20 protein-coding genes, 2 pseudogenes and 1 CRISPR repeat array are annotated in these 26,681 nt (G+C 33.7%); of the genes and pseudogenes, 6 read left to right on the forward strand and 16 right to left on the reverse strand.

Translation table 11 applies throughout. From position 1 onward, the window contains the following. Window positions 1-455 precede the first annotated feature (455 nt). Window positions 456-4,702: a CRISPR direct-repeat array (repeat unit 30 nt; unit sequence CTTTACATTCCATTCTGGTTATATTCCAAT). A 196-nt stretch (window positions 4,703-4,898) separates the two neighbouring features. After that, the gene (gene cptIN, locus EHV10_RS11505) at window positions 4,899-5,372 is read right to left on the reverse strand and encodes a type III toxin-antitoxin system CptIN family toxin (protein WP_128674767.1); all 474 of its coding nucleotides are present in this window, start codon (window positions 5,370-5,372) and stop codon (window positions 4,899-4,901) included. Window positions 5,373-5,817: 445 nt separating this feature from the next. Here cptIN and EHV10_RS11510 point away from each other — a divergent pair, with 445 nt between their 5' ends. Further along, the gene (locus EHV10_RS11510) at window positions 5,818-7,533 is read left to right on the forward strand and encodes an IS1634 family transposase (protein ID WP_128673293.1); all 1,716 of its coding nucleotides are present in this window, start codon (window positions 5,818-5,820) and stop codon (window positions 7,531-7,533) included. Between the two features lie 324 nt (window positions 7,534-7,857). On the opposite strand, the gene EHV10_RS11515 is transcribed toward EHV10_RS11510, so the two are convergent. From EHV10_RS11515 to EHV10_RS15440, 3 genes and pseudogenes are all read right to left on the reverse strand, one after another. Continuing rightward, window positions 7,858-8,628, reverse strand: coding sequence for an ABC transporter ATP-binding protein (locus EHV10_RS11515; RefSeq protein WP_128674768.1), 771 nt, complete (start codon window positions 8,626-8,628; stop codon window positions 7,858-7,860). Between the two features lie 92 nt (window positions 8,629-8,720). Next, the gene (locus EHV10_RS11520; protein ID WP_243116138.1) at window positions 8,721-9,998 is read right to left on the reverse strand and encodes a hypothetical protein; all 1,278 of its coding nucleotides are present in this window, start codon (window positions 9,996-9,998) and stop codon (window positions 8,721-8,723) included. A gap of 54 nt (window positions 9,999-10,052) precedes the next feature. Then, window positions 10,053-10,535: pseudogene (locus EHV10_RS15440) on the reverse strand (FtsX-like permease family protein); the annotation flags it as partial. Between the two features lie 169 nt (window positions 10,536-10,704). On the opposite strand from EHV10_RS15440, the pseudogene tnpC reads away from it, so the two are divergent. Continuing rightward, a pseudogene (gene tnpC, locus EHV10_RS11525) lies at window positions 10,705-11,890 on the forward strand (IS66 family transposase); the annotation flags it as partial. Between the two features lie 210 nt (window positions 11,891-12,100). Here the strand turns inward: tnpC and EHV10_RS11530 are convergent. The 5 genes from EHV10_RS11530 to EHV10_RS11550 form a co-directional block, all read right to left on the reverse strand. Further along, window positions 12,101-12,571, reverse strand: a complete 471-nt coding sequence (locus EHV10_RS11530) for a DUF5071 domain-containing protein (protein WP_128674769.1) — start codon at window positions 12,569-12,571, stop codon at window positions 12,101-12,103. Then, window positions 12,555-12,767, reverse strand: coding sequence for a hypothetical protein (locus EHV10_RS11535; protein ID WP_128674770.1), 213 nt, complete (start codon window positions 12,765-12,767; stop codon window positions 12,555-12,557). Before EHV10_RS11535 ends, EHV10_RS11530 begins: the two co-directional genes overlap by 17 nt. 66 nt (window positions 12,768-12,833) lie before the next feature. After that, window positions 12,834-14,333: a leucine-rich repeat domain-containing protein gene (locus EHV10_RS11540; protein WP_111525208.1), complete on the reverse strand. Its 1,500-nt coding sequence runs from the start codon at window positions 14,331-14,333 to the stop codon at window positions 12,834-12,836. A 30-nt stretch (window positions 14,334-14,363) separates the two neighbouring features. Continuing rightward, a complete protein-coding gene (locus EHV10_RS11545; RefSeq protein ID WP_128674771.1) occupies window positions 14,364-14,900 on the reverse strand; it encodes a hypothetical protein in 537 nt (178 codons plus the stop codon). 648 nt (window positions 14,901-15,548) lie between these two features. Continuing rightward, a complete protein-coding gene (locus EHV10_RS11550) occupies window positions 15,549-15,767 on the reverse strand; it encodes a hypothetical protein (protein WP_128674772.1) in 219 nt (72 codons plus the stop codon). Window positions 15,768-16,127: 360 nt separating this feature from the next. Between EHV10_RS11550 and EHV10_RS11555 the strand changes: the two genes are divergently transcribed. Further along, window positions 16,128-16,475 (forward strand): VOC family protein, encoded by a 348-nt coding sequence (locus EHV10_RS11555; protein WP_128674773.1) that lies wholly within the window; start codon window positions 16,128-16,130, stop codon window positions 16,473-16,475. Window positions 16,476-16,968: 493 nt separating this feature from the next. Further along, window positions 16,969-18,363, forward strand: a complete 1,395-nt coding sequence (ltrA, locus tag EHV10_RS11565; RefSeq protein ID WP_128674774.1) for a group II intron reverse transcriptase/maturase — start codon at window positions 16,969-16,971, stop codon at window positions 18,361-18,363. 153 nt (window positions 18,364-18,516) lie between these two features. On the opposite strand, the gene EHV10_RS11570 is transcribed toward ltrA, so the two are convergent. The 5 genes from EHV10_RS11570 to EHV10_RS11590 are packed head-to-tail and all read right to left on the reverse strand — an operon-like array spanning window position 18,517 to window position 22,855. Next, window positions 18,517-19,608, reverse strand: coding sequence for an ABC transporter substrate-binding protein (locus EHV10_RS11570; RefSeq protein ID WP_128674775.1), 1,092 nt, complete (start codon window positions 19,606-19,608; stop codon window positions 18,517-18,519). Window positions 19,609-19,631: 23 nt separating this feature from the next. After that, the gene (locus EHV10_RS11575) at window positions 19,632-20,420 is read right to left on the reverse strand and encodes an ABC transporter permease (RefSeq protein ID WP_128674776.1); all 789 of its coding nucleotides are present in this window, start codon (window positions 20,418-20,420) and stop codon (window positions 19,632-19,634) included. Continuing rightward, window positions 20,417-21,238, reverse strand: coding sequence for an ABC transporter permease (locus EHV10_RS11580; protein ID WP_128674777.1), 822 nt, complete (start codon window positions 21,236-21,238; stop codon window positions 20,417-20,419). Before EHV10_RS11580 ends, EHV10_RS11575 begins: the two co-directional genes overlap by 4 nt. Beyond that, window positions 21,231-22,307 (reverse strand): ABC transporter ATP-binding protein, encoded by a 1,077-nt coding sequence (locus EHV10_RS11585; RefSeq protein ID WP_007593544.1) that lies wholly within the window; start codon window positions 22,305-22,307, stop codon window positions 21,231-21,233. Before EHV10_RS11585 ends, EHV10_RS11580 begins: the two co-directional genes overlap by 8 nt. Before the next feature lie 14 nt (window positions 22,308-22,321). After that, a complete protein-coding gene (locus EHV10_RS11590; protein WP_128674778.1) occupies window positions 22,322-22,855 on the reverse strand; it encodes a helix-turn-helix domain-containing protein in 534 nt (177 codons plus the stop codon). Window positions 22,856-23,299: 444 nt separating this feature from the next. Here EHV10_RS11590 and EHV10_RS11595 point away from each other — a divergent pair, with 444 nt between their 5' ends. Next, window positions 23,300-23,824, forward strand: coding sequence for a hypothetical protein (locus EHV10_RS11595; protein WP_128674779.1), 525 nt, complete (start codon window positions 23,300-23,302; stop codon window positions 23,822-23,824). Window positions 23,825-23,972: 148 nt separating this feature from the next. On the opposite strand, the gene EHV10_RS11600 is transcribed toward EHV10_RS11595, so the two are convergent. Next, on the reverse strand, window positions 23,973-24,881 hold the full coding sequence (locus EHV10_RS11600; protein WP_128674780.1) for an alpha/beta hydrolase: 909 nt from the start codon (window positions 24,879-24,881) through the stop codon (window positions 23,973-23,975). Window positions 24,882-25,060: 179 nt separating this feature from the next. Between EHV10_RS11600 and EHV10_RS11605 the strand changes: the two genes are divergently transcribed. Beyond that, window positions 25,061-25,309 carry a hypothetical protein gene (locus EHV10_RS11605; protein ID WP_128674781.1) on the forward strand — a complete coding sequence of 83 codons (249 nt, stop codon included), beginning with the start codon at window positions 25,061-25,063 and terminating at the stop codon, window positions 25,307-25,309. Window positions 25,310-25,317: 8 nt separating this feature from the next. Here EHV10_RS11605 and EHV10_RS11610 read toward each other — a convergent pair whose 3' ends face one another. After that, window positions 25,318-26,646, reverse strand: a complete 1,329-nt coding sequence (locus EHV10_RS11610) for an alpha-amylase family glycosyl hydrolase (RefSeq protein ID WP_128674782.1) — start codon at window positions 26,644-26,646, stop codon at window positions 25,318-25,320. Window positions 26,647-26,681 lie beyond the last annotated feature (35 nt).

Raw genomic sequence — 26,681 nt, forward strand, 5'->3', positions numbered from 1 at the left:
AATTTGGCTTTCACAACGGTTAAACGCATAACCTATTACAAAATTTGCATCTTATTTTCCCGAATTTTTAGTATATTGATAGAAATTTTTATTACATTTTAGATTTCAGCTTTTATTCATTTTTTGCTCAACTTATATAAACAAAAAGAGGATATAAAACTTTATGTCTTTTTATATCCCCTTCAAAGTATAAATACTATTATTTTTACAGTTTCTAAATCATACTCCATTTATTAAGAATTATTTATCACCTAAAAAATTCTCCTGTTTCTGAATTTTATAATTATAGCCAAACGAAATAAATTAAAGTATGACTGTAATTAACCAAATAAGAACTCCATAGTGCTTACTTAATATATAAATATTTTCAGCATCCATATACTTGCTTATTTTTATCATATTTGTTTTTTATTGCTCATCCAAGATACTCCACTATCACAATCCCCTGCTCTTTACTTTATATTCCATTCCGGTTATATTCTAGTATTACGCAAGTATGGAACAAGGATACTATCCGCAAAACTTTACATTCCACTCTGGTTATATTCCAATCAAAAAAAGCCGAGGCACTTCTTAAGTATTACAACACTTTACATTCCACTCTGGTTATATTCCAATAATTCATGCGCTGTATAGAAAGAGTGCGGAGGACACTTTACATTCCACTCTGGTTATATTCCAATGAATATGAGAGAGATAAAGAGGACAATGTTATAAGCTTTACATTCCACTCTGGTTATATTCCAATGATGCAGTACAGAAAATAGCGAAGACGATTATAGAGAACTTTACATTCCACTCTGGTTATATTCCAATCTTAGAAGAATAGAATTTAACTCCTGTTTATCTTACTTTACATTCCACTCTGGTTATATTCCAATGAGTTTGGAGGCACACAAATCTATATTCCTAAAGTAGCTTTACATTCCACTCTGGTTATATTCCAATGAGGATTTTGGATATGGAAAAGGATATACCTATTTAACTTTACATTCCACTCTGGTTATATTCCAATGAAGAATCTGAAGAAGTGACCTATAGAAAAAGATACTTTACATTCCATTCTGGTTATATTCCAATGCAGGGTGGAGCAATGGATGCCTCTGTTACTGTTGCTTTACATTCCATTCTGGTTATATTCCAATTGTGTTATCGGTATAAATCATCAATCACCATTCATACTTTACATTCCATTCTGGTTATATTCCAATTTCATCTATAACAGAAGGAATAAGCTCATTTATATCCTTTACATTCCATTCTGGTTATATTCCAATCTGTATGTAGCTCATATAGACACATGCAAAATCTATATCTTTACATTCCATTCTGGTTATATTCCAATTGACCCCGGAAAGATTAAATCCATAAAGGTGCCATTCTTTACATTCCATTCTGGTTATATTCCAATAATATCGTTTTCACTTTGCCTCTCAGTGAATATTCCTTTACATTCCATTCTGGTTATATTCCAATTTTTGATTAAATCTGTGCGACAAAATTGCGACATTCTTTACATTCCATTCTGGTTATATTCCAATGATAGATTTATACCGCTTGCATTTAACTCAAAAGATCTTTACATTCCATTCTGGTTATATTCCAATTGATAAGATGATATTAAACACAAGAACGAATATGGCCTTTACATTCCATTCTGGTTATATTCCAATGCACATGAGCTTGGACATGCCTTTTTGCATAGAACTACTTTACATTCCATTCTGGTTATATTCCAATGTCGCCTGCTTAACCATCCATACCGGCACTGATACATACTTTACATTCCATTCTGGTTATATTCCAATTGAGAGCCACCGCATGTATTCAATTTGGTCTGTCGTCTTTACATTCCATTCTGGTTATATTCCAATAAGGCTGTACAGAGCATTAAACCTATCTAAGGGCAACTTTACATTCCATTCTGGTTATATTCCAATGAATCCGAATTTTTCAAACTCTTTCACATCTACATCCTTTACATTCCATTCTGGTTATATTCCAATGCAATGAGCTATAAACATATAGTCGGCTTTGCTTGCCTTTACATTCCATTCTGGTTATATTCCAATAAAGGCTGCCGGAGAATTTTGGGGTGGTACAAAGATCTTTACATTCCATTCTGGTTATATTCCAATTTACTTCGCTACTTCATCAACTTGGCAAACTCCATCTTTACATTCCATTCTGGTTATATTCCAATAATTATTCTTCTCATTTTTTCTCCTTTTTACAATACTTTACATTCCATTCTGGTTATATTCCAATGAGGATTAAGATACAGACAGCAGAGTTTGCAAGTCAGCTTTACATTCCATTCTGGTTATATTCCAATGGCCTTTAACTCCTGTACACTAAGGCTGTAAGTTCCCTTTACATTCCATTCTGGTTATATTCCAATTGAGAGCGCTTTGGACAGTGCGGAAAAGTCTTTTCTTTACATTCCATTCTGGTTATATTCCAATCTTGCAGCATCAAAAGTCTAAAGCTATTGAAGAGCTCTTTACATTCCATTCTGGTTATATTCCAATCTTGATGAATTAGAAGAAAATTGTCGTATCATAGACTTTACATTCCATTCTGGTTATATTCCAATGGTAGGGCAGTAGCGGAAGGTGTTGAATATTATACCCGCTTTACATTCCATTCTGGTTATATTCCAATTTATCTCTCTTAACTGTCTTTATTATACCCTATATATCTTTACATTCCATTCTGGTTATATTCCAATAGCCTTTATATCTGCATCCGTGGGCACGTATAGCCGCTTTACATTCCATTCTGGTTATATTCCAATACTTTGTACTCGCTAGGAAGTACAGGGAAGCGCATCTTTACATTCCATTCTGGTTATATTCCAATTGTGAAAAAGAAAAACGATCGGATTTAGGCGAGAGTACTTTACATTCCATTCTGGTTATATTCCAATCTTTGGATTTTAGATTTACAAAAAACTTCTCAAGACTTTACATTCCATTCTGGTTATATTCCAATTTTTTAAAAGATTTGCAAAGCGATCTGTTATCATATTCTTTACATTCCATTCTGGTTATATTCCAATAGCAGTAGGAGGTTTTATAGCAGCTATGTTTGGAGGACTTTACATTCCATTCTGGTTATATTCCAATTGTAGTGGACGGTGCAGGATACTCGATCAGTGGGCTTTACATTCCATTCTGGTTATATTCCAATTCTCCCAAAAGCCTTCCATATCCACATCAGATTTATTCCTTTACATTCCATTCTGGTTATATTCCAATCACATATAACCGATATTGCAACAAGTAATATTGTGTCTTTACATTCCATTCTGGTTATATTCCAATGCATAATATTTGGCATTTTGATAGTGTCAAATATTGCTTTACATTCCATTCTGGTTATATTCCAATTGTATGCTGTTAGTCAGTCTTATACAGACTACAACCTTTACATTCCATTCTGGTTATATTCCAATAAAGAAAGAGGAAAAGACGACGGCAAAGGTGGAGCACTTTACATTCCATTCTGGTTATATTCCAATGTAAATCCAATATATGACTGGACGGATGCGGAAATCCTTTACATTCCATTCTGGTTATATTCCAATAGGACTCTGTGACGTACTGGAGAAGAGAAAAGTAACTTTACATTCCATTCTGGTTATATTCCAATAAACATGCTTGTAAATGTGTACGCGCTTTTCAATCGTCTTTACATTCCATTCTGGTTATATTCCAATTTTTCAGGTGCTTTTGCAGCCGCTTTATCTTCCGGCTTTACATTCCATTCTGGTTATATTCCAATTTTACACCCTCACGAATATTTTCGGAAAGTACATACTTTACATTCCATTCTGGTTATATTCCAATTTAAGCCTCCGTACTGATTCTTATAGCCTTTATATCTTTACATTCCATTCTGGTTATATTCCAATAAGTGTTACTGATGTAGATTCTATGATACTTAATAACTTTACATTCCATTCTGGTTATATTCCAATTCATCAGGGCAGAGAAGATTGGGCGAGCAGAATACTTTACATTCCATTCTGGTTATATTCCAATCTCTGTAGTATTTGTATTTGATACACTTTCTATATACTTTACATTCCATTCTGGTTATATTCCAATCAATCCATAGTGAGGTATATATGATACAAAAATTCAGCTTTACATTCCATTCTGGTTATATTCCAATAAAATGACACCCTTGAAAAGCCTGATTGCTTGCAACTTTACATTCCATTCTGGTTATATTCCAATGATGTAATTACGGCTTTGGGTGGAGAAGGCTTTGTTCTTTACATTCCATTCTGGTTATATTCCAATTTTGCCGATACCGCTCCAAGAGAGTATCTGATAAGACTTTACATTCCATTCTGGTTATATTCCAATGAAAATGGTTATTGGATAGTAAGAGATTGCTACTATCCTTTACATTCCATTCTGGTTATATTCCAATTGGTTTCGGATATATAGATTACAAAACGGATAATACTTTACATTCCATTCTGGTTATATTCCAATAGGTGCCGAACTCAAAATTGACGACAGTAAAAAAGCTTTACATTCCATTCTGGTTATATTCCAATGACTGCAAAATCAAGGATTCCGACGCTTTTGTAAACTTTACATTCCATTCTGGTTATATTCCAATATCATTGTAAATTTGATAAGGCAATCTTGATGGACTTTACATTCCATTCTGGTTATATTCCAATCCTGACGGCACTGCAAAGAGTGGATTAGAAAAAGACTTTACATTCCACCCTTGTGTCAAGTATTGGATACACTTTTTCTTTCAGAAATTTCTTTTTTAAGGTCAAGATTTTTAATCGCACTTGCTTTACACGTATTCATGGTGAAATTTTTGCACCTTGAAACTTAGCATAGCAATCAAGTTCTAAAATTTACTACCTATTTCAACCTGTTCATAAGTTCTAAAATCATATCTACATCTGTAAAAAACAGTTTGATTCCTCTTTTCTTCATAGCGATGACTTCCTTCAGCTTTGTCCGAAGTTCTTTATCCAATTTTTTGTGTACTGTAATCGGATTTCCCTGAATCGTATGCACATGATCCAAATAAACCGATTTAACCGGAAAGGCATTTTGTATCAAAAACGCATTTTCTTCTCCGGCAAATGTCCCAATTACAATCGTGCTACACTTTCCGTTTCTCTTTATTTTAGAAGCTATAATCTTTTTGTATTTTTCTACTTTCGAGCTAATCGGTATCATCCAAAAAATATCTTTATTCTTTGAATCCTCAATTGCATAGTAATGCGGTCGATAATTTCCATTTTCCTTGTTGCTCATTAGAGAGGAATCTGACACATCAGAAAAGAAACGATCCTTTATATGATAAGAATATCCTTGTTTTACCTCCATACAAACCTCCAAAAAAATCCCTCTATCATTTCGATTAGAGGGATTTACGCACTATATTATTTATATCCCACCCATATAGTAAGTGGCTACATTTACGCACCGAATTACTTATATCCCACACCATCGGCAAGTGGCTAAATTACACCTCATAATTTTATATCCCGTCCTATGAGAAACGGCTAACATTTGCTTGCCTAAACTATAGCATATGGTTCGTTTTTTTACAACACCCAAGTTATTAAAATAAGACTGGCGTTTTTTACATTCCATTCTAGTTATATTCTAATCCGGGTCTTTGACAGTTTGTTTACCTAAATAGGCATAAAAAAAGTCCTGTAACCCGCATATAGCCTACACTTCTCGCTTGAAATTTTTGTCAAAATGTTCGTTTTAATATATAGTATTTTCTAGTATTTTATGCTATAATAAGGTGTGGAGGTTATCTATGAAAGTTACTACATCAAAATCAAAAAATGCAGAGTCCTTCTATATTTCCAAAAGCTTTATAAATGACAAAGGGGTTAGCACCTCTGTAAATGTACGCAAACTTGGTACTCTCGCTGATTTATTAAAAGAGCATGGACCCACTAGAGATGACGTCATGAAATGGGCTCGTGCCGAGGCAAAACTTGAAACACAGAAGTACAAAGAAGATAAAATAGTAAATTTTTCTTTTAACTCAAGCAAACGACTACAGCCACAGCAACAAGTCTTCTATCGTGGAGGTTACCTGTTTTTGCAGTACTTTTATTATAAACTTGGCTTACATAAAGTTTGTAGAAAGATAAGGGATAAGTATAACTTCAAGTTTGATATCAACTCGATATTATCCGATTTGATTTACTCCAGAATACTCGAACCTTCCAGTAAACGCTCAAGTTACTCTTGTTCTATGGATTTTTTAGAGCCACCATCTTACCAATTACATGATGTATATCGCTCTTTAAATGTACTCGGTAAAGAATGTGACCTTATACAATCTGAAACTTATAGAAATAGTCATTTAGTCGGAAAACGCAATGATAAGCTTCTTTTTTATGATTGTACTAACTATTATTTTGAGATTGAGGATGAAGATGGCATTAAGAGATATGGCAAAAGCAAGGAACACAGACCAAACCCTATAATACAAATGGGTATGTTTATGGATGGTGACGGCATTCCACTTGCTTTTTCTCTATTTCCGGGAAATGCAAATGAACAAACCTCTATTAAACCACTTGAAGAAAAAATTTTAAAAGAGTTTGATTGTCAAAAGTTTATTTACTGTAGTGATGCCGGACTTGGTTCGGAAAAAATAAGAAAGTACAATCATATGGGTGAAAGAGCTTTTGTAGTTACTCAATCAATAAAAAAGCTTAATGCACAGGATAGGGAATGGGCTTTAGATACTAAAGGATTTAAACGTTTATCTGATGATAAAGTGGTAGATCTGGCTGAAATCTCAAAGGATGATGAGACTATATATTACAAAGATGCTCCCTATACACCGAAAGATTTATCTCAAAGACTTATAATCACATACTCACCAAAATATGCCAAATACCAAAAAGCTATTAGAGAGAAACAAGTTGAAAGAGCTAAGTTAATGCTTGAAAAAGGCAGTATCAAAAAAGAAAGAAGAAATCCTAATGATCCAGCCAGATTTCTTGGTAGTATTTCGGTAACTGATGATGGTGAAAAAGCAAATGTACATAACTTTCTTAATACAGAAAAAATAGATGAGGAGGCAAAGTATGATGGTATGTATGCCATCTCAACAGACCTACTTGACGATAATGTAAGTGAAATACTAAGTATAAGTGAAAAGCGTTGGCAAATAGAAGAATGCTTTAGAATTATGAAAACTGAGTTTGAAGCACGGCCGATATTTTTACAAAGAACTGATAGAATTACTTCTCACTTCTTAACCTGCTTTTTAGCCTTGATTATTTACAGATATCTTGAAAAATTTTTAGAACACAAGTATACATGCGAAGAGATTCTAAAGACCTTAAAAGATTTTAATTTTGCATATATAAAAGAGCAAGGTTTCATACCTCTATATAAACGAACAGAGCTCACAGATAAACTACATGAGATTTGTCATTTTAATACAGATTTTGAATTTATAACAAAAAGTCAAATGAGGACAATACAAAAACAAAGTAAAGGAAAATAAAATACTATTTTTTCAGTTTCAAAACGAAATAAAAATACCCTGAAAGCCGGTAAAACACTGGGTTTCAAGGGCACTTTAACTTTTAAAACTGTCAAAGACAGGACTATAGCATATGGTTCGTTTTTTTACAACACCCAAGTTATTAAAATAAGACTGGCGTTTTTTACATTCCATTCTAGTTATATTCTAATCCAATCACTTAATGACAAGAGGCTTGAAAACGAACTTTACATTCCATTCTGGGCATATTCTAATGCTTTACAAATGAAGATAGATGATCAACAGTGTTACCCTTTTTACTTCCAATATTAAATTACAATATCATCAATAGTCCATTATCTCTACAATTCTCTGTATAAAATTTTTTTTATCTTCTCCATTTTCTTTTTCAATTTGTTTTACTATAGCCCCATCTTTCATTAATAACACTTTTTTACTATAACTTGCTATTGTCGGATCATGTGTTACCATTAAAATAGTACGATTTTCTTCTAAGTTTAATCTTTCAAAATATTTTATTACAATTTCAGAATTAATGCTATCTAAATTCCCGGTAGGTTCATCTGCTAATATTATCTTAGGTTCGTTTATAATTGCCCTACATATTGCAGTTCTTTGTTTTTCACCACCTGATACTTCTGTTGGATATTTGTCTAAAATTTTCTCAATCTCAAACCTTTTTGCATTTTCTAATATTAATGATTCAATCTCTCTATATGGCTTATTACTTATATATAAAGGTAATAGAATATTCTCTTTTAAAGTCAGACTATCTACCAGATAAAATTCTTGAAACACAAATCCCACTATTTTTTGTCTAACATCCGATAATTTTTCATCAGAACAACTACTTAAATTAATATCTCCAACAATTGCTCTTCCGGTAGTTGCCTCTTCAATCCCTCCAAGTATTTTTAATAAAGTAGTTTTTCCACAACCTGATTTTCCCATAATGCTAATAAAGTCCCCATGATATACCTCTAAACTGACACCATTTAAGACTTGATTTAAATTAACAGATATTTTTCCCCTTTTCTTCTTATCTTCCTTATTATATATTTTGGTTAAATCAACAGCCTTTATAACTTCGTTCATATATCCCACCTATCCTAATCGCCTTAAAATATAAGAAATAAATTGTTTTTTAAGTATTTTATAGTAAATATATTCCAATGTTAAATATCCAACTATAAATATTGCAAAAAAGTGCAAATCTGAATTCTCTGCTCTACCATATTGACACCAACACCGGATAGTATATAAAGATACATCATGGATAATATACCTGCTAATATCACAGGAATCATAAAAGGCAATTGAAGTTCTCTTGTGGCAGTATTAGCAATAGTCTTCTTGTTCATGCCCATAATATAATACGCCTTGTATTTTTCCGACAAATAATCTATCTGACTAAATGTATTTATATAGATTGCACTATTCTTAAAGATAGTGATTACAATGGCTACCAATACGAAGACAATAAGCATACAAAGTATTACATTTCTATTTATTTCTACATATTTATCCTTTTCATATATTCTTACTTTCATTTCATCTTGTTGTTCGTAATCATTCAGTACTTGTTTAATACGATTTTGATCTCCATGCTCTTTTGCATTTACAAATATAATATGTTTATTCTGTCCATATCTGCTGATATCCTCATAGTCTCTGTGATTCATCAAAAACATATATTCATTTCCATAGTTTTCAAATACTCCGAATATATTTTCCCAATATCTGCTTTTAATACTATAGTCAAATTGTTGTCCGTTTATAGTGTAAATCGATATAAAACTCGCTCCATTTAACGCCTCAAAATCTTCCTCCAATTTCAAATCAATCCCTATTATCTCTCCACTCTTTAGAGTCCAATTTTTATTGCGAAAGATATTATAGCGTTCAATATCTACACATCTTATATCCCCTATATTTTTGTTATTTTTTATTTCCGAAACATCTAGTGTAGATATATCCATAGGAATTTTTGAATTTTTCAGGCTTTCAATCAAGGTATTTGGCACAGAATAGCTCTCTATAACAAAGTCATTTGGGTACATCATTTGATAGCTTTCTACTGTATTTGCATATATGTTATTATAAATATTTACTCCTATGAAAACAAGTAGGATTATTCCACTTAATAATGAAAAATATATAATCTTACTAAATTTATTGAATCTAAAGACGAAATTATTTATAAATAAAAAATTTTTATAATATAACTTTGTTTCTCCTCTTAATAATTGTAGTATAGGAAATGCCATAGATACAAAAATAAAATATAGCCCTATAGAAATTAACAATATGGAAGAAAATGTTCGTAAAATTACATCTCCTTGTTGAATTAAAATAACATACAAAGAAAGTATCGACAAAATAATTCCAAATACAAATCTATACCAGCCTTTTTTAGCTAATGTATCTGCTCTTTGTTCCTCTATAAGCAAATCATTTAATTTCATTTTTCTTATCTTAATATAAATACAAAGAGCAGATATAAAATATAAAGCAAAATATATCATATAAATGAAAATATAGCTTTTTATTGGATATATAACCATCGGAAATTCATATAAAAACACTTTTTTAAAAAGGTATATACTTCCATGGTAAAAAGACGCCCCAATCATGCTCCCCAAAATCATGGATACAATATATGTGGCAAGAAGTTCAATTATTATACATTTGAATAAATTTGATTTTTTCTGTCCTAAAATAATAAAAATAGCATAATCTCTGCTTTTCTTTTTTGTGTAGTTTAAAAATGTATAAATAATAAAGCATAACGAAATAAACAGGAATACATAAGAAATCCATTTGAGTGTGCTAATCTCACTGTTCATGATTTTGATATTTTCTATTTTTACAACTTCTCTCATAGCATTCAAATAACTTGATATAATGATATATCCTGCTACTGCTATCACCGAACTTACCAAATAGAATATATAATCTTTATACTTTGATTTCATATTTTTTAATATTAATGTGTATAGCATAATTCCTCTTCTTCTGCAAAAACTTATTATATTATATAAAATCCTTTACGTTCCATTTTGGTCATATTCTAATTATAAAGGTGATAAGAGTAAATAATAACACACACAAACTTTACATTCCATTCTGGTCATATTCTAATCCGTATTCGCCACATCTGACACTAAAACAGTCCTTAGCACAAAATTTGTCAGGGAAGAATTAGAGTACATTCCTGCAAAACTTCGAATTGTTCGCTATGTTCAAACTGTATATGAGTGTCCCAAATGTAAGCATACAGCTTATCCTTATATAATGAATGCACCCACACCTTCATCACTAATGAACCATTCGTTGGCTTCCCCAAGCTCAGTGGCCAATGTCATGTATCAAAAGTATGTAAACGGTATGCCTCTTTATAGGCAGGAGAAAGACTGGGAACAACTGGGAATCGCCCTCAGCCGTTCCACTATGGCAAACTGGATAATCCGTTGCAGTGAGGATTATCTAAAGCCCCTAGTATCTCATCTGCACAAAAAGCTCCTTGAGCGTGATATAGTGCATTGCGATGAGACAGTTGTTCAGGTGCTTAAAGAAAAAGACAAGGCACCACAGACAAAGTCTTATATGTGGCTATATAGAACCGGAAATGACGACAAGCCATCCATAATTCTTTATGATTATCAGCCTTCAAGAAATGGTGATCATGCAGTGGAATTCCTGAAAGGTTTCAAAGAATACTTTCACTCTGATGGATACTCCGGTTATAATAAACTTTCTGATATGATCAGATGTGGGTGCTGGGCCCACCTTAGAAGAAAGTTTATAGAAGCGATTCCATCTAAGAGTTCACAGGATGCATCACTCACCCTTGCTGAAATCGGAAGGAATTACTGTGATCAGCTGTTTCACATTGAAGACAGCCTTAAAAACTTAACATCTGAAGAACGATATAGTAAGCGCCTGGAGTTGGAAAAACCTGTTCTTGAGGCTTTTTGGTGTTGGATTAATTCAATAACGGCATTAAAAGGCTCTGCACTTGGAAAAGCTCTTGTTTATGCTAATAACCAGCGCCCATATATGGAGAATTATCTGCTTGATGGAAGATGTTCTATTTCCAATAATGCTGCCGAGAATGCAATTCGTCCATTTACAGTAGGTCGCAAGAATTGGCTTTTTGCAGACACTTCCAAAGGAGCATCTGCAAGTGCAGCTGTCTATAGTATTGTAGAGACAGCAAAGGGAAACGGCTTGAATGTCTACCTACTTGCAATATCTTCTCATGTATATGCCGGATACACAGTGGCAGTCCGAACCTGAATTTTTAGAAGATTTAATGCCCTGGTCACCGGATGTAAAGGAAGAATGTACGCAATAAACAAATAAACTATGGTGCTCTTTATTGGAGCACTTTTTTATTTGATTTATTATCTCATTTGATTTATTATATCATTTAGTTTAATGAAATATAAGGCATCATGTTATTGGGCACTTACCCCTCTTTTATCATGACTATATTTTCTATTAGGATATACTCCTTTTTGTTCTTCAAATTAATCCTATGTATTATTTTATAATACTAAGAACTCTAAAAATCTCTATACTTTAATAAATCATAAGTTTCTGGATTTTTAAAATCCTGTTGTTTTATATTATCTTTTTCCATAAGTCTAGCTATTCCTGCTATCCACATTTCATCATCATCTCTATATGCAGTCCATAGTGCTTGCTCTACAAATGGTACTAAATCAGTTTTCTTATAGGACATAAGTGATGAAATAGTATATCTAAATACTGGCCAGTTTACATCTTGCAAAAACTCTATTAAAAATGGTATGTATTCTATTCTTTTAACATAGCTCATTCTTTCTATAATATATAAAATATTAACCCATAAAAATTTAGATTTATATCTCCTTGTGTTAAAATAAGTTTCTAAATTATCATCCTCCTTTTCTAATAAAGAGGCTAATTCACATAATTTTTCATCTCTTATATATTCATTTACATAAATATTATACTCTTCTTTACTAATTAAATTATCACTCACTACTGACATTAGATGGTCCTCCATTATCTCTTATAGATATTGATGCTAATATTTTTGTTAAGTAGTATGGATTCTCTTTTGCTGTTGGCCTGCTATTAATCCATTCCATCATCTCCAAAGGATTTACAGGTCTTACAAAAACATGATTTGGTCTATCTATAACTGCCTCTAGTACCCCTGTTGCGTTGACTTCCATAGTTGTCATAGTGTACTTATCTGCAATATCACCCTTACTAATCTTAATTAAATACTTGTTATCTAAAAAATAAATTCAATAAAATACTAAATCTATTTTTGGTCTATAATCAGGATAATAATATTTCCCCTTTAAACTCTTAGGAAGTTCTATTCTCTTTAATGAAAGACATTGTGCAATAGCCCATAAATCCATATCCTCCACTTTCTCCGGTATTCTTAAAGTTTCAATACCACAAGCAAAAAAGGCATATTCTGATATTGTTTTAATATTTTTTGGTAATTTTATTTCCTTCAAATTGCTGCATAAATCAAATGAATGTCCGTTTACAGTTGTTAATTTACCATCTTCTTCAAACTCAACTTTTTCTAAATTATGACATTTAGTAAATGTATATCTTCCTATATGATCTACACTCTTAGGTATATATACCTCTTTTATACTCTCTGCATTATTAAATGCACTTCCTGCTATTAATCTTGTTCCGGCTTTTATCTCTATTTTCTCAGCACTTTTACCTGTATATTCAAGTAAAATATTTTCTTTGTACTTACAGCCATATTCATCCTCTTTTATACTATCTAAATACTTAGTTCCATAAAAACTCCCTCCTTTAATATCTATAATACTAGAGGGTAAATTAATTTCTACTAAATTATAACAATCTTTAAATGCTCCATAAGATATTTCTTCCAATCCGGCTGGTAATACTACTCTTTTTAGCCCTGAATTTAGGAAAGCATATTCTCCTAAATATTTAACACCTTGTGGTATAATTACTGACTCCAAAGTTCTACAACCTTCAAAGGTACTATCTTCTATTTCTATAAGTCCAAGTGGTAAATCAACATTTTTTATTCTTATGTTATTAATAAATGCCTTTGCTGCAATAGCTTTTGTAGAATCTTTTATCTTGACATATTCTTTAGTATCATTTGCTTTTAAGAGTAAGTTCCCTAAATAAATGCAACCATACTCATCTGGTTTAAGACTATTTATAAATTCTGTCCCCTCAAATATATTTTCACCAACCTTACTTACACTATCTGACATCTTAACTTCTCTCAAATTAGTACAGTTTTCAAATGCAAACTCGCCAATACTTTCAAGACTGTCTGGCAGAATTATTTTTTTTAAATTTTTACACTCGGCAAAACTTGAACTTCCTATTTCATTTAAGGTATTAGGCAGTTCTATATATTTTAGTGTTTCACAGTTATAGAATGACATATCCCCTATACTTTCTAAATTTGAAGATAATTTAATTTCTTGTAATTTTTTACATTCAAAGAATGCATAATTATCTACACTATTAACTGTTTCTGGCAGATTAACCGATTGCAAATTATCACAACTAGAAAAGGCAAATGCTCCTATACTAACTACTCCATAAGGAATATCAAAATCTACAATATCAGATTTCTTTTTAAAAATACCATCTTTTATTCCAATAAATGTATTATCCCTTACAACTATCTTATATTCTAAGTTTGTAATAATTAAATATAAAACTATCAAACTACAAATCAATAATGTTAGAATCACATATTTCGTTAATATTTTATTTTTTACCATTACTATTCACCTTATTATCCAAGTACTTTTCTATCTCATTGAATATTTTTTTATATTATCTCTTATTTGTTCATCAATACTTTTATTACTATTAGGATTTGGTTTAATCTTGCTAATCATTCCAAACTCTCCTATCCAATATTTTTCTCCATATATATCCATAACTTTGTTCTCATAATCTGAAATCTTTTCAATTTTAAAATCATCTATATTATAACCTCCAACAATTTCTTCTGTACTTGGATTTACATCAAACAATGTAATTTTTATAAATGAATACTGATTTTTATCTAGTTCAAATCGCAATCTTTCTAAAAAAGGTTTAGGTAAAGTTGCTAAAAATAATGATATTACCGATAGTGCTAAGCTACTTGGTCCTGCCAATTTTCCTATAATAGCTGACAAATCAGCTATTATTTTCTCATTGCTTCCAAGTCCAACTGACAATGCACTTAAAGCATTAGATACATCTCCCCATATATTTTTTTTATTAGCTATCCTATTACCAATAAACAAATTAAATGCATTATCGTATTCTGGAGGTAAATACATTATTACAGTTGGCATTCCCTTTTTCCCTGCTTTTTGCCTTTTAGACCTTTCATGTGCATATAAATATGGTTCCTTTTTTTCATAGTATCATTAAAAAACCAAACTCCAATCAAGGAAAATTTGATTCTTCATACAATAAATGCATAATTTGATTGCAACATCAATTTAATCTTTTAATGGACTCACTTCTTTCTATAGTTATTTGCAACAATTGCAAAAGGCAATGTGTACAGAGCAGAAATTACTGCTGAAAAAGTAGTAAAGAAAGGTGCAAGTTCATGTTTAGGATTGACTTTAATACTCTCATAAATGTACAAGAGAGAAAGAAACTGCAAGGCGCATAAAAACCCAATAAAAAATACACAAATAAAAAAATATCTATACTCTGCTTCTTCTTATAAAATATTCTATGATATAAAAGAATCAAACATACACCCTCTGCAATAGCAAATACAATTAGCAAAAATACCATCAAATCAAACACTAGCAATGCAACCTTCTTAAAGCATATATCTATTACTTCATTATTGTACATAATATCCCATCAAATATTTTTATTCCACTCATATCAACTCTTATTAGTTTAGTAGCTTATTTATTTTATAATAAATCCAATCGTAAAATAATTTTGACAAATATATTTGTAATTATTTATGGCAGAAATCATTTATTATCATCTTTACTTACAAAATATTTGATAATCGCAACTACTGCAGATGCACCGAACCATATTCCAAAAACATAAACTGCACTTTTACCCAAGCTATACCAATCTAATTTCTTATTAATCCATATTTCGAGCGGAATAATAACTATAACAAAAGTAATAATACAAATCAGTGTATTTATAAAAAATTGTCTTTGTCTTTTTACAAACTCCATATTACCTCCCTATCCTACTATAGTCATTTTTACCTGTATATTTTACCTATATTATACATCAAATCACTTCAGATATAAATACATCCCACTTTATCAATAATCTCCATTACTTTTTAAATTAATGTATACAGGTGAACTTGCCCTCTACATCTCAATCCATTAAACTTGTACAAACTAACATACCAATTAACTCCATTTTTATAATACCAATCACCTTAATACAGCACTGTAAATTTACCGGGCATTTATACCGATTAATCCCATTTTTATAATACCAACCCTAAGAAATATACCATAGTCAGAAATCCCGTTTTATGATACAATCATCTGCAATTTATTATAAAATAAAAGGTGAAAGTAATGAGAAAAATAGAAATAAAAAGTTTAGTAAGTGTATTCAAGGTATCAAATATAGAGAAATCAATTGCCTGGTATAAAAATTGGCTTGGAGAGCCTGATGTTATTCTAATGGATGGAGTAGCGGAATATCAATTGTCCTCAAATTCATGGCTGCAATTATCCTGTGAGGAAAAAGACAGCATAGAAACAAGCTCTATTGTAGTAGGAGTCGAAGATATAAATCAGACAAAGAAAACCTTAGATGAGTGCGGCATTAAAACAAGTGAAATTATAGATTATGAAGTTGTTTTGGTATTTGATGTATTTGATATTGACGGCAATAAGATAACATTTGCCAAGGAAGTATAGAATATAAAAACCGTGGGGCATAGCTAGGCTATAGCCCACGGTTTTTACTTATTGTGCGCCTAGCGGCGCACGTTTCTAACGGGTTAAAGTCCCGAATCCGCCCGGTAGTGGGAAGGATATAGTCGAAGGCAAGGGTGTCGAGGGTGACCTCGAATCTGAAGGAAGCTGGATATGAGGAAGATACTAACTCATGGGCAAATCTCCGGTCTGACGAACAGAAATCTCATATGAGGTTATGCATGAGGATAAGACTGCAATACAAGCCAAAGTCCAATAACTACACGGAATCATGCATGATAAATGAGGCAGATATATGGAGAGGAAGAAACGTGTGGTACCTAGGGAGGTCTGTGTGATATGCCTCGAAAGAGGTAACCATTGTCCAAAGCAATGCTGAACACACAGAAGTCAGCAGAGGTCATAGTAGTCGAGAGGCAAAGGACCGAATCAGTAGGAGTCTCAAATATGACTGAGAAAGTAGGAATGACTAGTCATGGCAGAAAACACTGAAAACGGTGGCTGTTTGCAAAGAGATAGTGCAGAACATGAAGGGTATGCAAAAGCGCGTAGGTCATTCAATCTGATATGGAAAGAAAGAGACAGTGCACAGCCGAAGCTCTTAGAGGCGATACTGCATAAAGATAACTTTAACAGAGCGTATAAGAGAGTGAAGGCAAACAAGGGAGCACCTGGAATCGATGGAATGACCATCAAAGAGGCACTTCCTTACCTTCAGGAACATCAACAGGAGTTAACTAACCGTATCTATCATGGAAAGTATACTCCGTCTCCAGTAAGACGAGTTGAGATTCCTAAACCAGATGGTGGTGTGCGAAAGCTTGGCATACCAACAGTGATAGACCGTACACTTCAACAGGCGATAACACAGCAGTTAGTTCCAATCTATGAACCACTTTTTACAGACGGCAGTTACGGCTACCGTCCAAACAGAGACGCAAAAGGAGCAATACTTAAGGTTAAGGAGTACGCTGAACAGGGCTACACATATGCGGTAGTTCTAGACTTATCGAAGTATTTCGATACAATCAACCACGAGATTCTTATCAACCTTCTGAGGGAAAACGTAAAAGATGAACGTGTGGTGCAACTTATCAAGAGGTATCTGAAAAGTGGTGTAATGGAAAATGGAGTGGTTATCGAAACAGAGGAAGGGTCGCCACAAGGAGGGAATATATCCCCTTTGCTTGCGAATATCTACCTCAATGAGTTCGACTGGGAGTTCTTGAAACGAGGTGTCCCATGCATAAGATATGCAGATGACATAGTGCTTCTTGCGAAAAGCAAAAGGGCATCGGAGAGACTATTAGAGAGCAGTACGAGGTATCTTGAGGATAAGCTGAAACTCACAGTGAACAAAGAGAAAAGCCGTATTGTAAGCGTATTTGCAATCCGAAATTTTAAATTCCTTGGCTTTGCATTGGGAAGGAACGGAGGTGGCATATATGTCCGAGTTCATGCAAAGTCTTGGGAGAAGTTTAAGTTAAAACTGAAAGAGCTTTCTTCCCGTAAGTGCTGTCAGTCAATCAAGCCGAGTCTTGAAAGAATCAAGGTGTATGCAAGAGGATGGCTTAACTACTATGGAATTGCAAGCATGAAGAATAACATGAACGATATTAATGGATGGCTCTATCACAGAATACGTATGTGTATATGGAAGCAATGGAAGCGTGTGAGAACCAGATACCGAAATCTTAAGGTAATGGGAGTTCCAAAAGACCTGGCATGGAAAGCGGCAAATAGCAGACGTGGCTATTGGTTTACAACAAATACAGTTGCTATTAATATGGCAATGACAAAAGAAAGACTGATAAACAGTGGCTTCTATGATTTAGCCACAGCATACCAGTCTGTGCACGTCAACTATTGAAAGCGCTGTATACGAGAACCGTACGTACAGTGCTGTGAGAGGACGGCGGTTAGTCACCGCCTCCTACTCGATTGCTTAAAGTTCTCACAGAAATAAGATGTATTTAGCCTTAAAAATTCAATATCTCAGCTGCTAAAAACACAAATAATACGATTATTTTCCCTTCACTTCTTTCCAAAGGTCATTATAAAGGCTGTCGCCCTCATCTCCGAGATATTTAAATACTTCGCTGTTCTTTAACATATCATCTGTCGGGAAGAGTGCTGTATTTTCCTGAAGCTCCTTATCCAAAAGCTCGAAAGCGGCTTTATTTGGAGTAGGATATGTAATATATTCAAAGTTCTTCTTTGCAATCTCAGGTCTGTTTAAGAAGTCTATCCACTTCTCCGCATTCTCCTTATTCTTTGCATTCTTTGGAATTACCCATGCATCAATCCAAAGGTTTGTACCCTCTTTCGGTATTACATACTTAAGTTCAAAATCTTCTCCTGAATTTGCAACTTCATTTTGAACATAAAGCATCTCACCTGAGTAGATAACTCCTATAGCAGCCTCACCACCAATCATCTTATCTCTTACCTGATCTATTACATAGGCCTGCACGAGCGGCTTTTGTTCTATAAGTTTTTCTTTTACCTTCTCAAGCTCAGCCTTATCTGTTGTATTCATAGAATATCCAAGCAGCTTCTCACCAACCATAAAGGCATCTCTTACAGAATCCTGCATAAGGATATTTCCCTGATACTTAGGATTCCAAAGATCGCTCCAGCTTGTGATTTCATCATCTACCATTGAAGTATTGTAAAGTATTCCTACTGTACCCCATGTATATGGCACGGCATATTTATTCTCAGGATCAAATGATTTTGCCATATCCATATACTTTGTATCTATATTCTTGATATTAGGGACATTATTAAAGTCGATTTCCGCAAGCATATCATTTTGTATCATCTTCTCGATCATATAATCTGAAGGGCATACGACATCATATACCACACCACCGGCCTCAAGTACCGGATACATTTCCTCATTGGTCTCAAACATATCATAAACGACCTTGATACCTGTTTCTTTTTCAAACTCCTCCACAACACTCTCGTCAATATACTCACCCCAGTTATATACATAAAGCTCACCTGCACTGCCTGCCTTGGCACCTGCATTACTTTTTCCGCATCCTGATAATACAGCCACGGAAAGCATACTCATCAATGTCATTATACTTACAAATTTCTTTTTCACGCTTATTTCCTCTTATCTTCTATTTATTTTTTCTTTATTTTATTTTGTGCAATATTTGATACTATAAGCAGTATCAAAACGGTAGCAAAAATAATTGTAGAAAGGGCATACAGACTGGGCTTTATACCTCTTCTGACTTCTGAATATACCAAGGTCGATATAGTGTTTATACCTGCTCCCTTTGTAAAATGTGTTATTATAAAATCATCCAGCGACATTGTAAATGCCAGCAAAAATCCTGATATTACTCCCGGGAATATATCCGGAAATACCACCTTAAAAAATGCCATGATCGGTGTAGCTCCAAGATCCAGCGCCGCCTCATATGTAACTCTCTCAGTCTGCTTAAGCTTAGGCATTACAGAAAGTATGACATATGGAATATTAAATGTAATATGACTTATAAGAATAGTCTTAAATCCAAGGCTTATTCCAAAAGCTATAAATCCAAGCATCAAAGAGATACCTGTTACAATATCCGCATTCAGCATAGGAATATTGTTGACTGCCATTACCACTGTCTTAGGTACTTTTCTCATATTGTTGATACCTATTGCCGCTACAGTTCCTATCAGCGTGGCAATAAGTGCCGATAAAAATGCTATCACCAATGTGTTTCTAAAGGCTGACATTATTGTGGCGCTTTTAAAAAGCTCACCATACCAGTCAAAAGTAAATCCACCCCACCTGTTCCTTGACTTTGAAGCATTAAAGCTTAGTATCATAAGGGTTGCTATAGGGGCATATAAAAAAATCAATATAAATACCAGGTAAAAATCTCCCAGTACTTTTCTTATCTTTGAATAGATCAAACGCTCATGCCCTCCCCGTCTTTATCATACTTGGCAATAAATGCCATACTGATAAGTATAAAGATCATCATTACCAGTGAGAGTCCGGAACCCAGATTCCAATTGCTTCCCTTTGTAAACTCCTGCTCTATTACATTTCCTATCAAAAGCACCTTGCTTCCGCCAAGGATATTGCTGATAACAAATGTTGTCAGTGCCGGCACAAATACCATAGTTATACCGCTGACAATACCCGGAATGCTAAGAGGTATTATTACCCTCGTAAGCGTCTGCATTGTATTTGCTCCAAGATCTCTTGCGGCATTTATTGTATTGTCATCTATCTTTTCAAGTACATTGTATATAGGAAGTACCATAAAAGGCAGATAGTTGTAAACCATACCGAGTATAATAGCTGCCGGCGTATTGATAATATTTAAACTCGGAAGATGCAGGAAGTTTAAAATAGTATTTATAATTCCGTTTTTCTCCAAAAGTGAAAGCCATGCAAGAGTTCTAAGCAAGAAGTTCATCCACATAGGCAAAATAAATATAAATACTATAAGGCTTCCCTTGTTAAGCTTTTTGCTTTTCAAAGTAAGTGCCAGCGGAAATGCCATTACAAGGCAAATAGCCGTACTTACAATTGATAATATTATGGACAATAAAAGTGCCTTGAAATGGTCTTTTGCAAATATCGAAAGCACATTTGACAGTGTAAAGCTTCCGCTCCTATCAGTCAGTCCATATATAAAGATAAGTGAGAGAGGTATTATTGTAAAACCTATCATCCAAAGAATATACGGGAATGCAAGTACTTTTCTTAAATCCTTATTCATTTACACCCACAGCCTCCTCATCCTCAGACTCAGGCTTGTTCATTATCTGTATATCAAAAGGATCCACACTGATGCCGACTTCCTTGCCTACCGGGAACATATCTGTAGAATGTACCAGCCACTCATATCCGTTTGGAGTTGTGACTTCCATCTCATAATGCACACCCTTAAATATCAAATGAGTAACTCTGCCCACCAAAGTTCCCTTTTCAGGCTCTACAAGATCAATATCCTCAGGTCTTATTACAACGTCTACAGGCTTATTTGTCCCAAATCCCACATCCACACAGGCAAATTTTGCTCCGAATATATCTACAAGCTTATCCTGTACCATGGTTCCGCCGATTATATTTGATTCTCCTATAAAATCAGCTACAAAGGCATTTTCAGGCTCATTATATATCTGCTCCGGTGTACCCATCTGCTGTATATATCCCTGATTCATAACCACGATGGTATCGGACATTGTAAGCGCTTCTTCCTGATCATGTGTGACATAAACGAAAGTGATACCCAGCTCATTTTTAAGTCTGATAAGCTCATATTGCATATCCTGACGCAGCTTTAAATCAAGCGCTCCAAGCGGCTCATCAAGTAAGAGTACCTTCGGCTCATTTACTATAGCTCTGGCAATTGCAATTCTTTGCTGCTGTCCACCTGAGAGCAGGTTTATATTTCTGTTTTCATATCCGGAAAGGTTTACCAGCTTAAGCGCATATTTTATCTTGTCATCAATATATGCCTTTGATTTATTCTTTATCTTCAAACCGAAGGCTATATTTTCCGCAATGTTCATATGAGGAAATAATGCATACTTTTGAAATACCGTATTTAAATTTCTTTTATTCGGTGGCAGATTTGATATATCCTTACCGTCAAAAATCACTCTTCCGGTATCCGCCTGTGCAAATCCACCTATTATTCTAAGGGTGGTAGTCTTACCGCATCCCGAAGGACCGAGTAAAGTTACAAATGAGTTTTCTTTAATTGATAAATTTAAATCATCTAAAACAATCTCTCCGTCAAAACTCTTTGAGATATGCTCCAAATCAATAAGGGATGTCGACATACTTCCTCCAATTTTTAAAAATTAGGCGGTGTGCTGACCCAAATAAGTCTTGCACCTCGCTTTGAGCTGATATAATGCTTTTTATCGGATGTAAAATAAAAAGCCTCACCTTTTTTTGCCGAATACACATCATTTCCCCTATGTATCTCCACAGTTCCGGAAAGAATATATCCGAACTCCTCACCGTCATGAGGATTGTCAGGATATGTCTGTCCTCCCGGCTCGATAATTTGAAGTATAGGTTCCATCATATTTTTTTGTGCATTCGGTATTATCCATTTGATGGTATTATTTAGTTCTTTGTCCTCTTTAATAAAGTAATCTTCTTCAGTAAAAACCACCTGCGTTTCGGTTTCCTCACCAAAGAAGTCCTTTATTTCCACTCCAAGGCATTGCAAAATATCAAGAAGAGTTGCTATAGACGGTGAAGTAATATCATTCTCCAGCTGCGAAATAAATCCTTTGGACAATTCCGCTCTATCAGCAAGCTCTTCTTGTGTAAGTCCCGCAAGCACTCTGAGTCTTTTTAGTTTTGAACCGATCTCCATAAAAAGCCTTTCTTTGTGTTGCACACTATTTCTAAATAAAAAGTTTAGTGTTATTAAACAAAGAACATTATACATCATCTGAAACTGCTGTCAAGGACTTTATTTTTATTTATTATTTCAGTCGGGAAATAAGCATTTCTACTCCGTAAGAAAAGCCTTTAAAATAAAGGATTTAAAAGAATTCTATAAAATTAAAAAGTTTACTTAAAATTTAAAACGTTGAAAATTTCATAGTACTTCGACTGAAGACGGGACTTTTTTAATGCTTATTCATGTAAACAAACTGCCAAAGGCCTGTAACATTGTATTGATAAGTATGCAATATAATGTTACCATATACTAGATTTAAAACTATGGAGGGGATGAATATGTGTAAAAAAATTCAACAAGGATTGCAAGCTTTCTTCTATGACAGAGATTTTTGGATTAATACCGGAGAACTTTATGGACCGATACATTTGTAATTATCGTACTATCAGAGATATATCTACTACAGATAGCAGTTTTTTGCCGTCGGTTTATAACTTTTATAAAAATGATATCATTATGCCGAAAAAAACACAGGATGATATAATTTTACTGCTTGGCAAAGAATATGGACTGACTAAAGTATTATATAGTGAACTTGACAGTATGACAGCGGACTCAGCTATCTCATTGATTAATTATAACAAACCTGAAAATACCCGGAATATTCATACTCATGATATTTGGCAACTTCCACAAAATTTAGCGACTTCCCGCTTTTATAAGGATTTTTATGAGAGATTTGTAAAAATCGGAGATTCTCCTAAGATTATATTAGTTTATATACAGGATAAAGATTATATTATGTCTAATTCATCCTTTTTTGAAACTGCAATTTATGTTTATAGAGGAATAAACGAAGATGACTTTAATAAAAAAGGGCCGGAGTATAAACATTATCTTAACAATATGTTTTTATTAAGTGAAGCTCTAAAGAACTAATTACCACTATATTGTTATATCTTGCTCCTATAGTTTTATAATAGACAATTTTATAGAGGAGATTAAACCTAGAGGAGTTTGTATCCTGACAAGCCACAAAGCTAATGCCTTGTACTTGTCAGGATATTTTTTGTAATCTAAAAAATCTTTATTTAAAATCTATATTGTCTAAAAAATTACTTATTATGCTTCTGTACTCAGCTTCACCCAAAACTTCTCTGGATCTTGCATGTGCGGCATCAGGTACCAAATGAAGCTCTGAATATCCTGCTGTAGCAGCCTTGTTTACTTCTGAATTCTCAGGCAAAATAAAGGTATCCGCCTCACCGTGTATGAAGCAGATAGGTATTTCATTACCGACCAGTGCATCCTTTGGCGATGTCTTTTTCATATCATAGCCATATCTTAATTTCATTGCTATATTTACGCTTGGAAGTACTGTGCCTACCTTTGCCACATCATAGGCTGCATGAAGCAGATCATACAAGTTTGAAAATCCGCAATCCGCCACAACAAAATCTACCTTCGGCTTTTTGGCAAGTACCATCAAAGAAGTGGCTGCACCCATAGATTCACCGTGAAGCCCAAGCTTAATATTGCCGTATCTGCTATAACTGTCTTCAATAAGCTTTTCAAGATCTTCAGACTCAAACTGTCCAAGGCTTAAGGCCGTTTTTTCATTCTCGCCATGATCCCTTAAATCATAAATTATACAGTTAAATCCAAGGTCCATATAAGAATCCACATATTTTACGGCACCATATCTGTTTGACTTAAAACCGTGGCTTATAATCACATATTTATCGGTCTCTACAGGATTTTTTACAAGAGTCACATGAAGCTCATAGTCTTTATACCCCTTTACTGTATATTCTTCCTTTTCATAGGAGTCATAATTCCCCCAAAGTCCATGTTCCTTTTCCCAAGATATCTCTTTATCAAGTGTGGATACCTCAGGTGCGGCTATTTGAGATGCAAGCCCCAGAATAAATCTGCAATACCATCCGATTGCAACCATTATAATTACAATTACTATACCTATTATTATTTTCTTCATATGATATATCACTTTCTATAAATACAAAATTAATCGCTAACAGTATAAACATTTCATTTGTATCTATCAAGTTTTTATTCTGTTTTCACTATAAAATATATACTATAGAACTCTAACTTCAAATAATATATATTTATGTTAGTAACACCTACTTAACTGCACACTACAGGGGGTAATTTATGAATAAAAATGATGATAACAGCATAACCTATATAGCTTACAAGGTTGCAATACTGCTTGTACTGTTGATATTAATATTTAATGCGGATAAGATTTCACCACATATATTCCTTTATAATTATGCAGATAACAACTACAGCGATTTGGCCTTTATGCAGGCATATCTTACCACACAGATAATACTTTCTCTTTTGTCTGTTTTGGATATCGGATTGATAGTAGTTGATTATCTGAAATTAAAGAAATAGGATAGGTTTTACCCTATCCATACCTGTCCGGAATTTCCGGGGATATTCACATGCATATTCCCGTCGAAATTCCTTTTTTCTCCTGAAAAGATTTCTGTAAATTCACCACTGATATTTAAATGAATATCTGCATCATTGTCATCATTATTTACTATGGCAACAAGTCTTTTATCTCCATATTCTCTTAAAAAGGCATACTGTCTGTTTGTAAGTAAAAGCTCTCTATAGCCTGCCTCTCCAACCCATGGATTTGAATTTCTCATATTTCCCAAAGTTGCAATCAGTTTTGTGTTTGCATTTGACTCTGTCGCAGTCTTATAATCCTCAAAGTTTAGCTCAGGTCTAAGTATTTCATCCTCATAAGGCTTCTTATCGCCCTCAATCGCAAACTCTGAACCGTAGTATATGGAAGGCTTACCCGGCAATGTATATAAAAGCACATGTACAGGTGCAAAATGATTCTTATTATTTAGTTTTGTATAAATTCTTGCCACATCATGATTGTCAACAAAGTTATAAAAAGCATTTGCGATATGCATTCCCATATCTGTGCAGCGCTTTACGGTATGTGCTATCTCAAAGTAGTTGTGATCATTGTGTCCTGAATAAAGAGCCTTGTGCAACCAATAATTGGTCACCGACTGAAGCATATTTTCATTTACCCATCTGGTGTAATCTCCGTGAATCACTTCACCCATCAGCCAAAAATCCTGCTTGCAAGAATCCGTCACAGACCTCAGCTCACTCATAAAGGTAAAGTCAAGTACATCTGCAGCATCAAGTCTTATACCGTCTATATTAAATTCACTTATCCAAAATCTTACCACATCCAGCATATACTCTCTTACTGCCGGATTTTGATGATTAAGATTTACAAGAGTACCATGCCCGTCCCAGCTGTCATAATATAATCCGTCATTATAATCATTATTCCAATCAAAATGCAGATTTTTAAACCATTCCTTGTATGCACTGTTTTCTCTTTTCTCTTTTACATCCTTAAATGCAAAGAATTCTCTACCTACATGATTGAATACACCGTCCACTATAACTTTTATATCATTTTCATGACAGGTATTTATAAAGGCCTTTAAGTCCTCATTGTCTCCAAGTCTTGAATCAAGCTTTTTATAGTCTACAGTCTCATAACCATGTCCTACAGACTCAAATAGCGGCCCGATATATATCGCATTGCAGCCAAGCTTTTTTATATGACCTATCCAAGGTATTAGCTTATTTAATCTGTGCTCGCTTATTTCAAATGAATTTGTTCTCGGTGCTCCTGTCATTCCGATAGGATAAATATGATAAAACACCGCACTGTCATACCACTTCATAAAACCTCCTTAAAAACAAGGCTTTTAACTCCACA

Origin of the sequence: Lachnoanaerobaculum gingivalis, from assembly GCF_003862475.1 — a bacterium.
Lineage (GTDB): Bacteria > Bacillota > Clostridia > Lachnospirales > Lachnospiraceae > Lachnoanaerobaculum > Lachnoanaerobaculum gingivalis.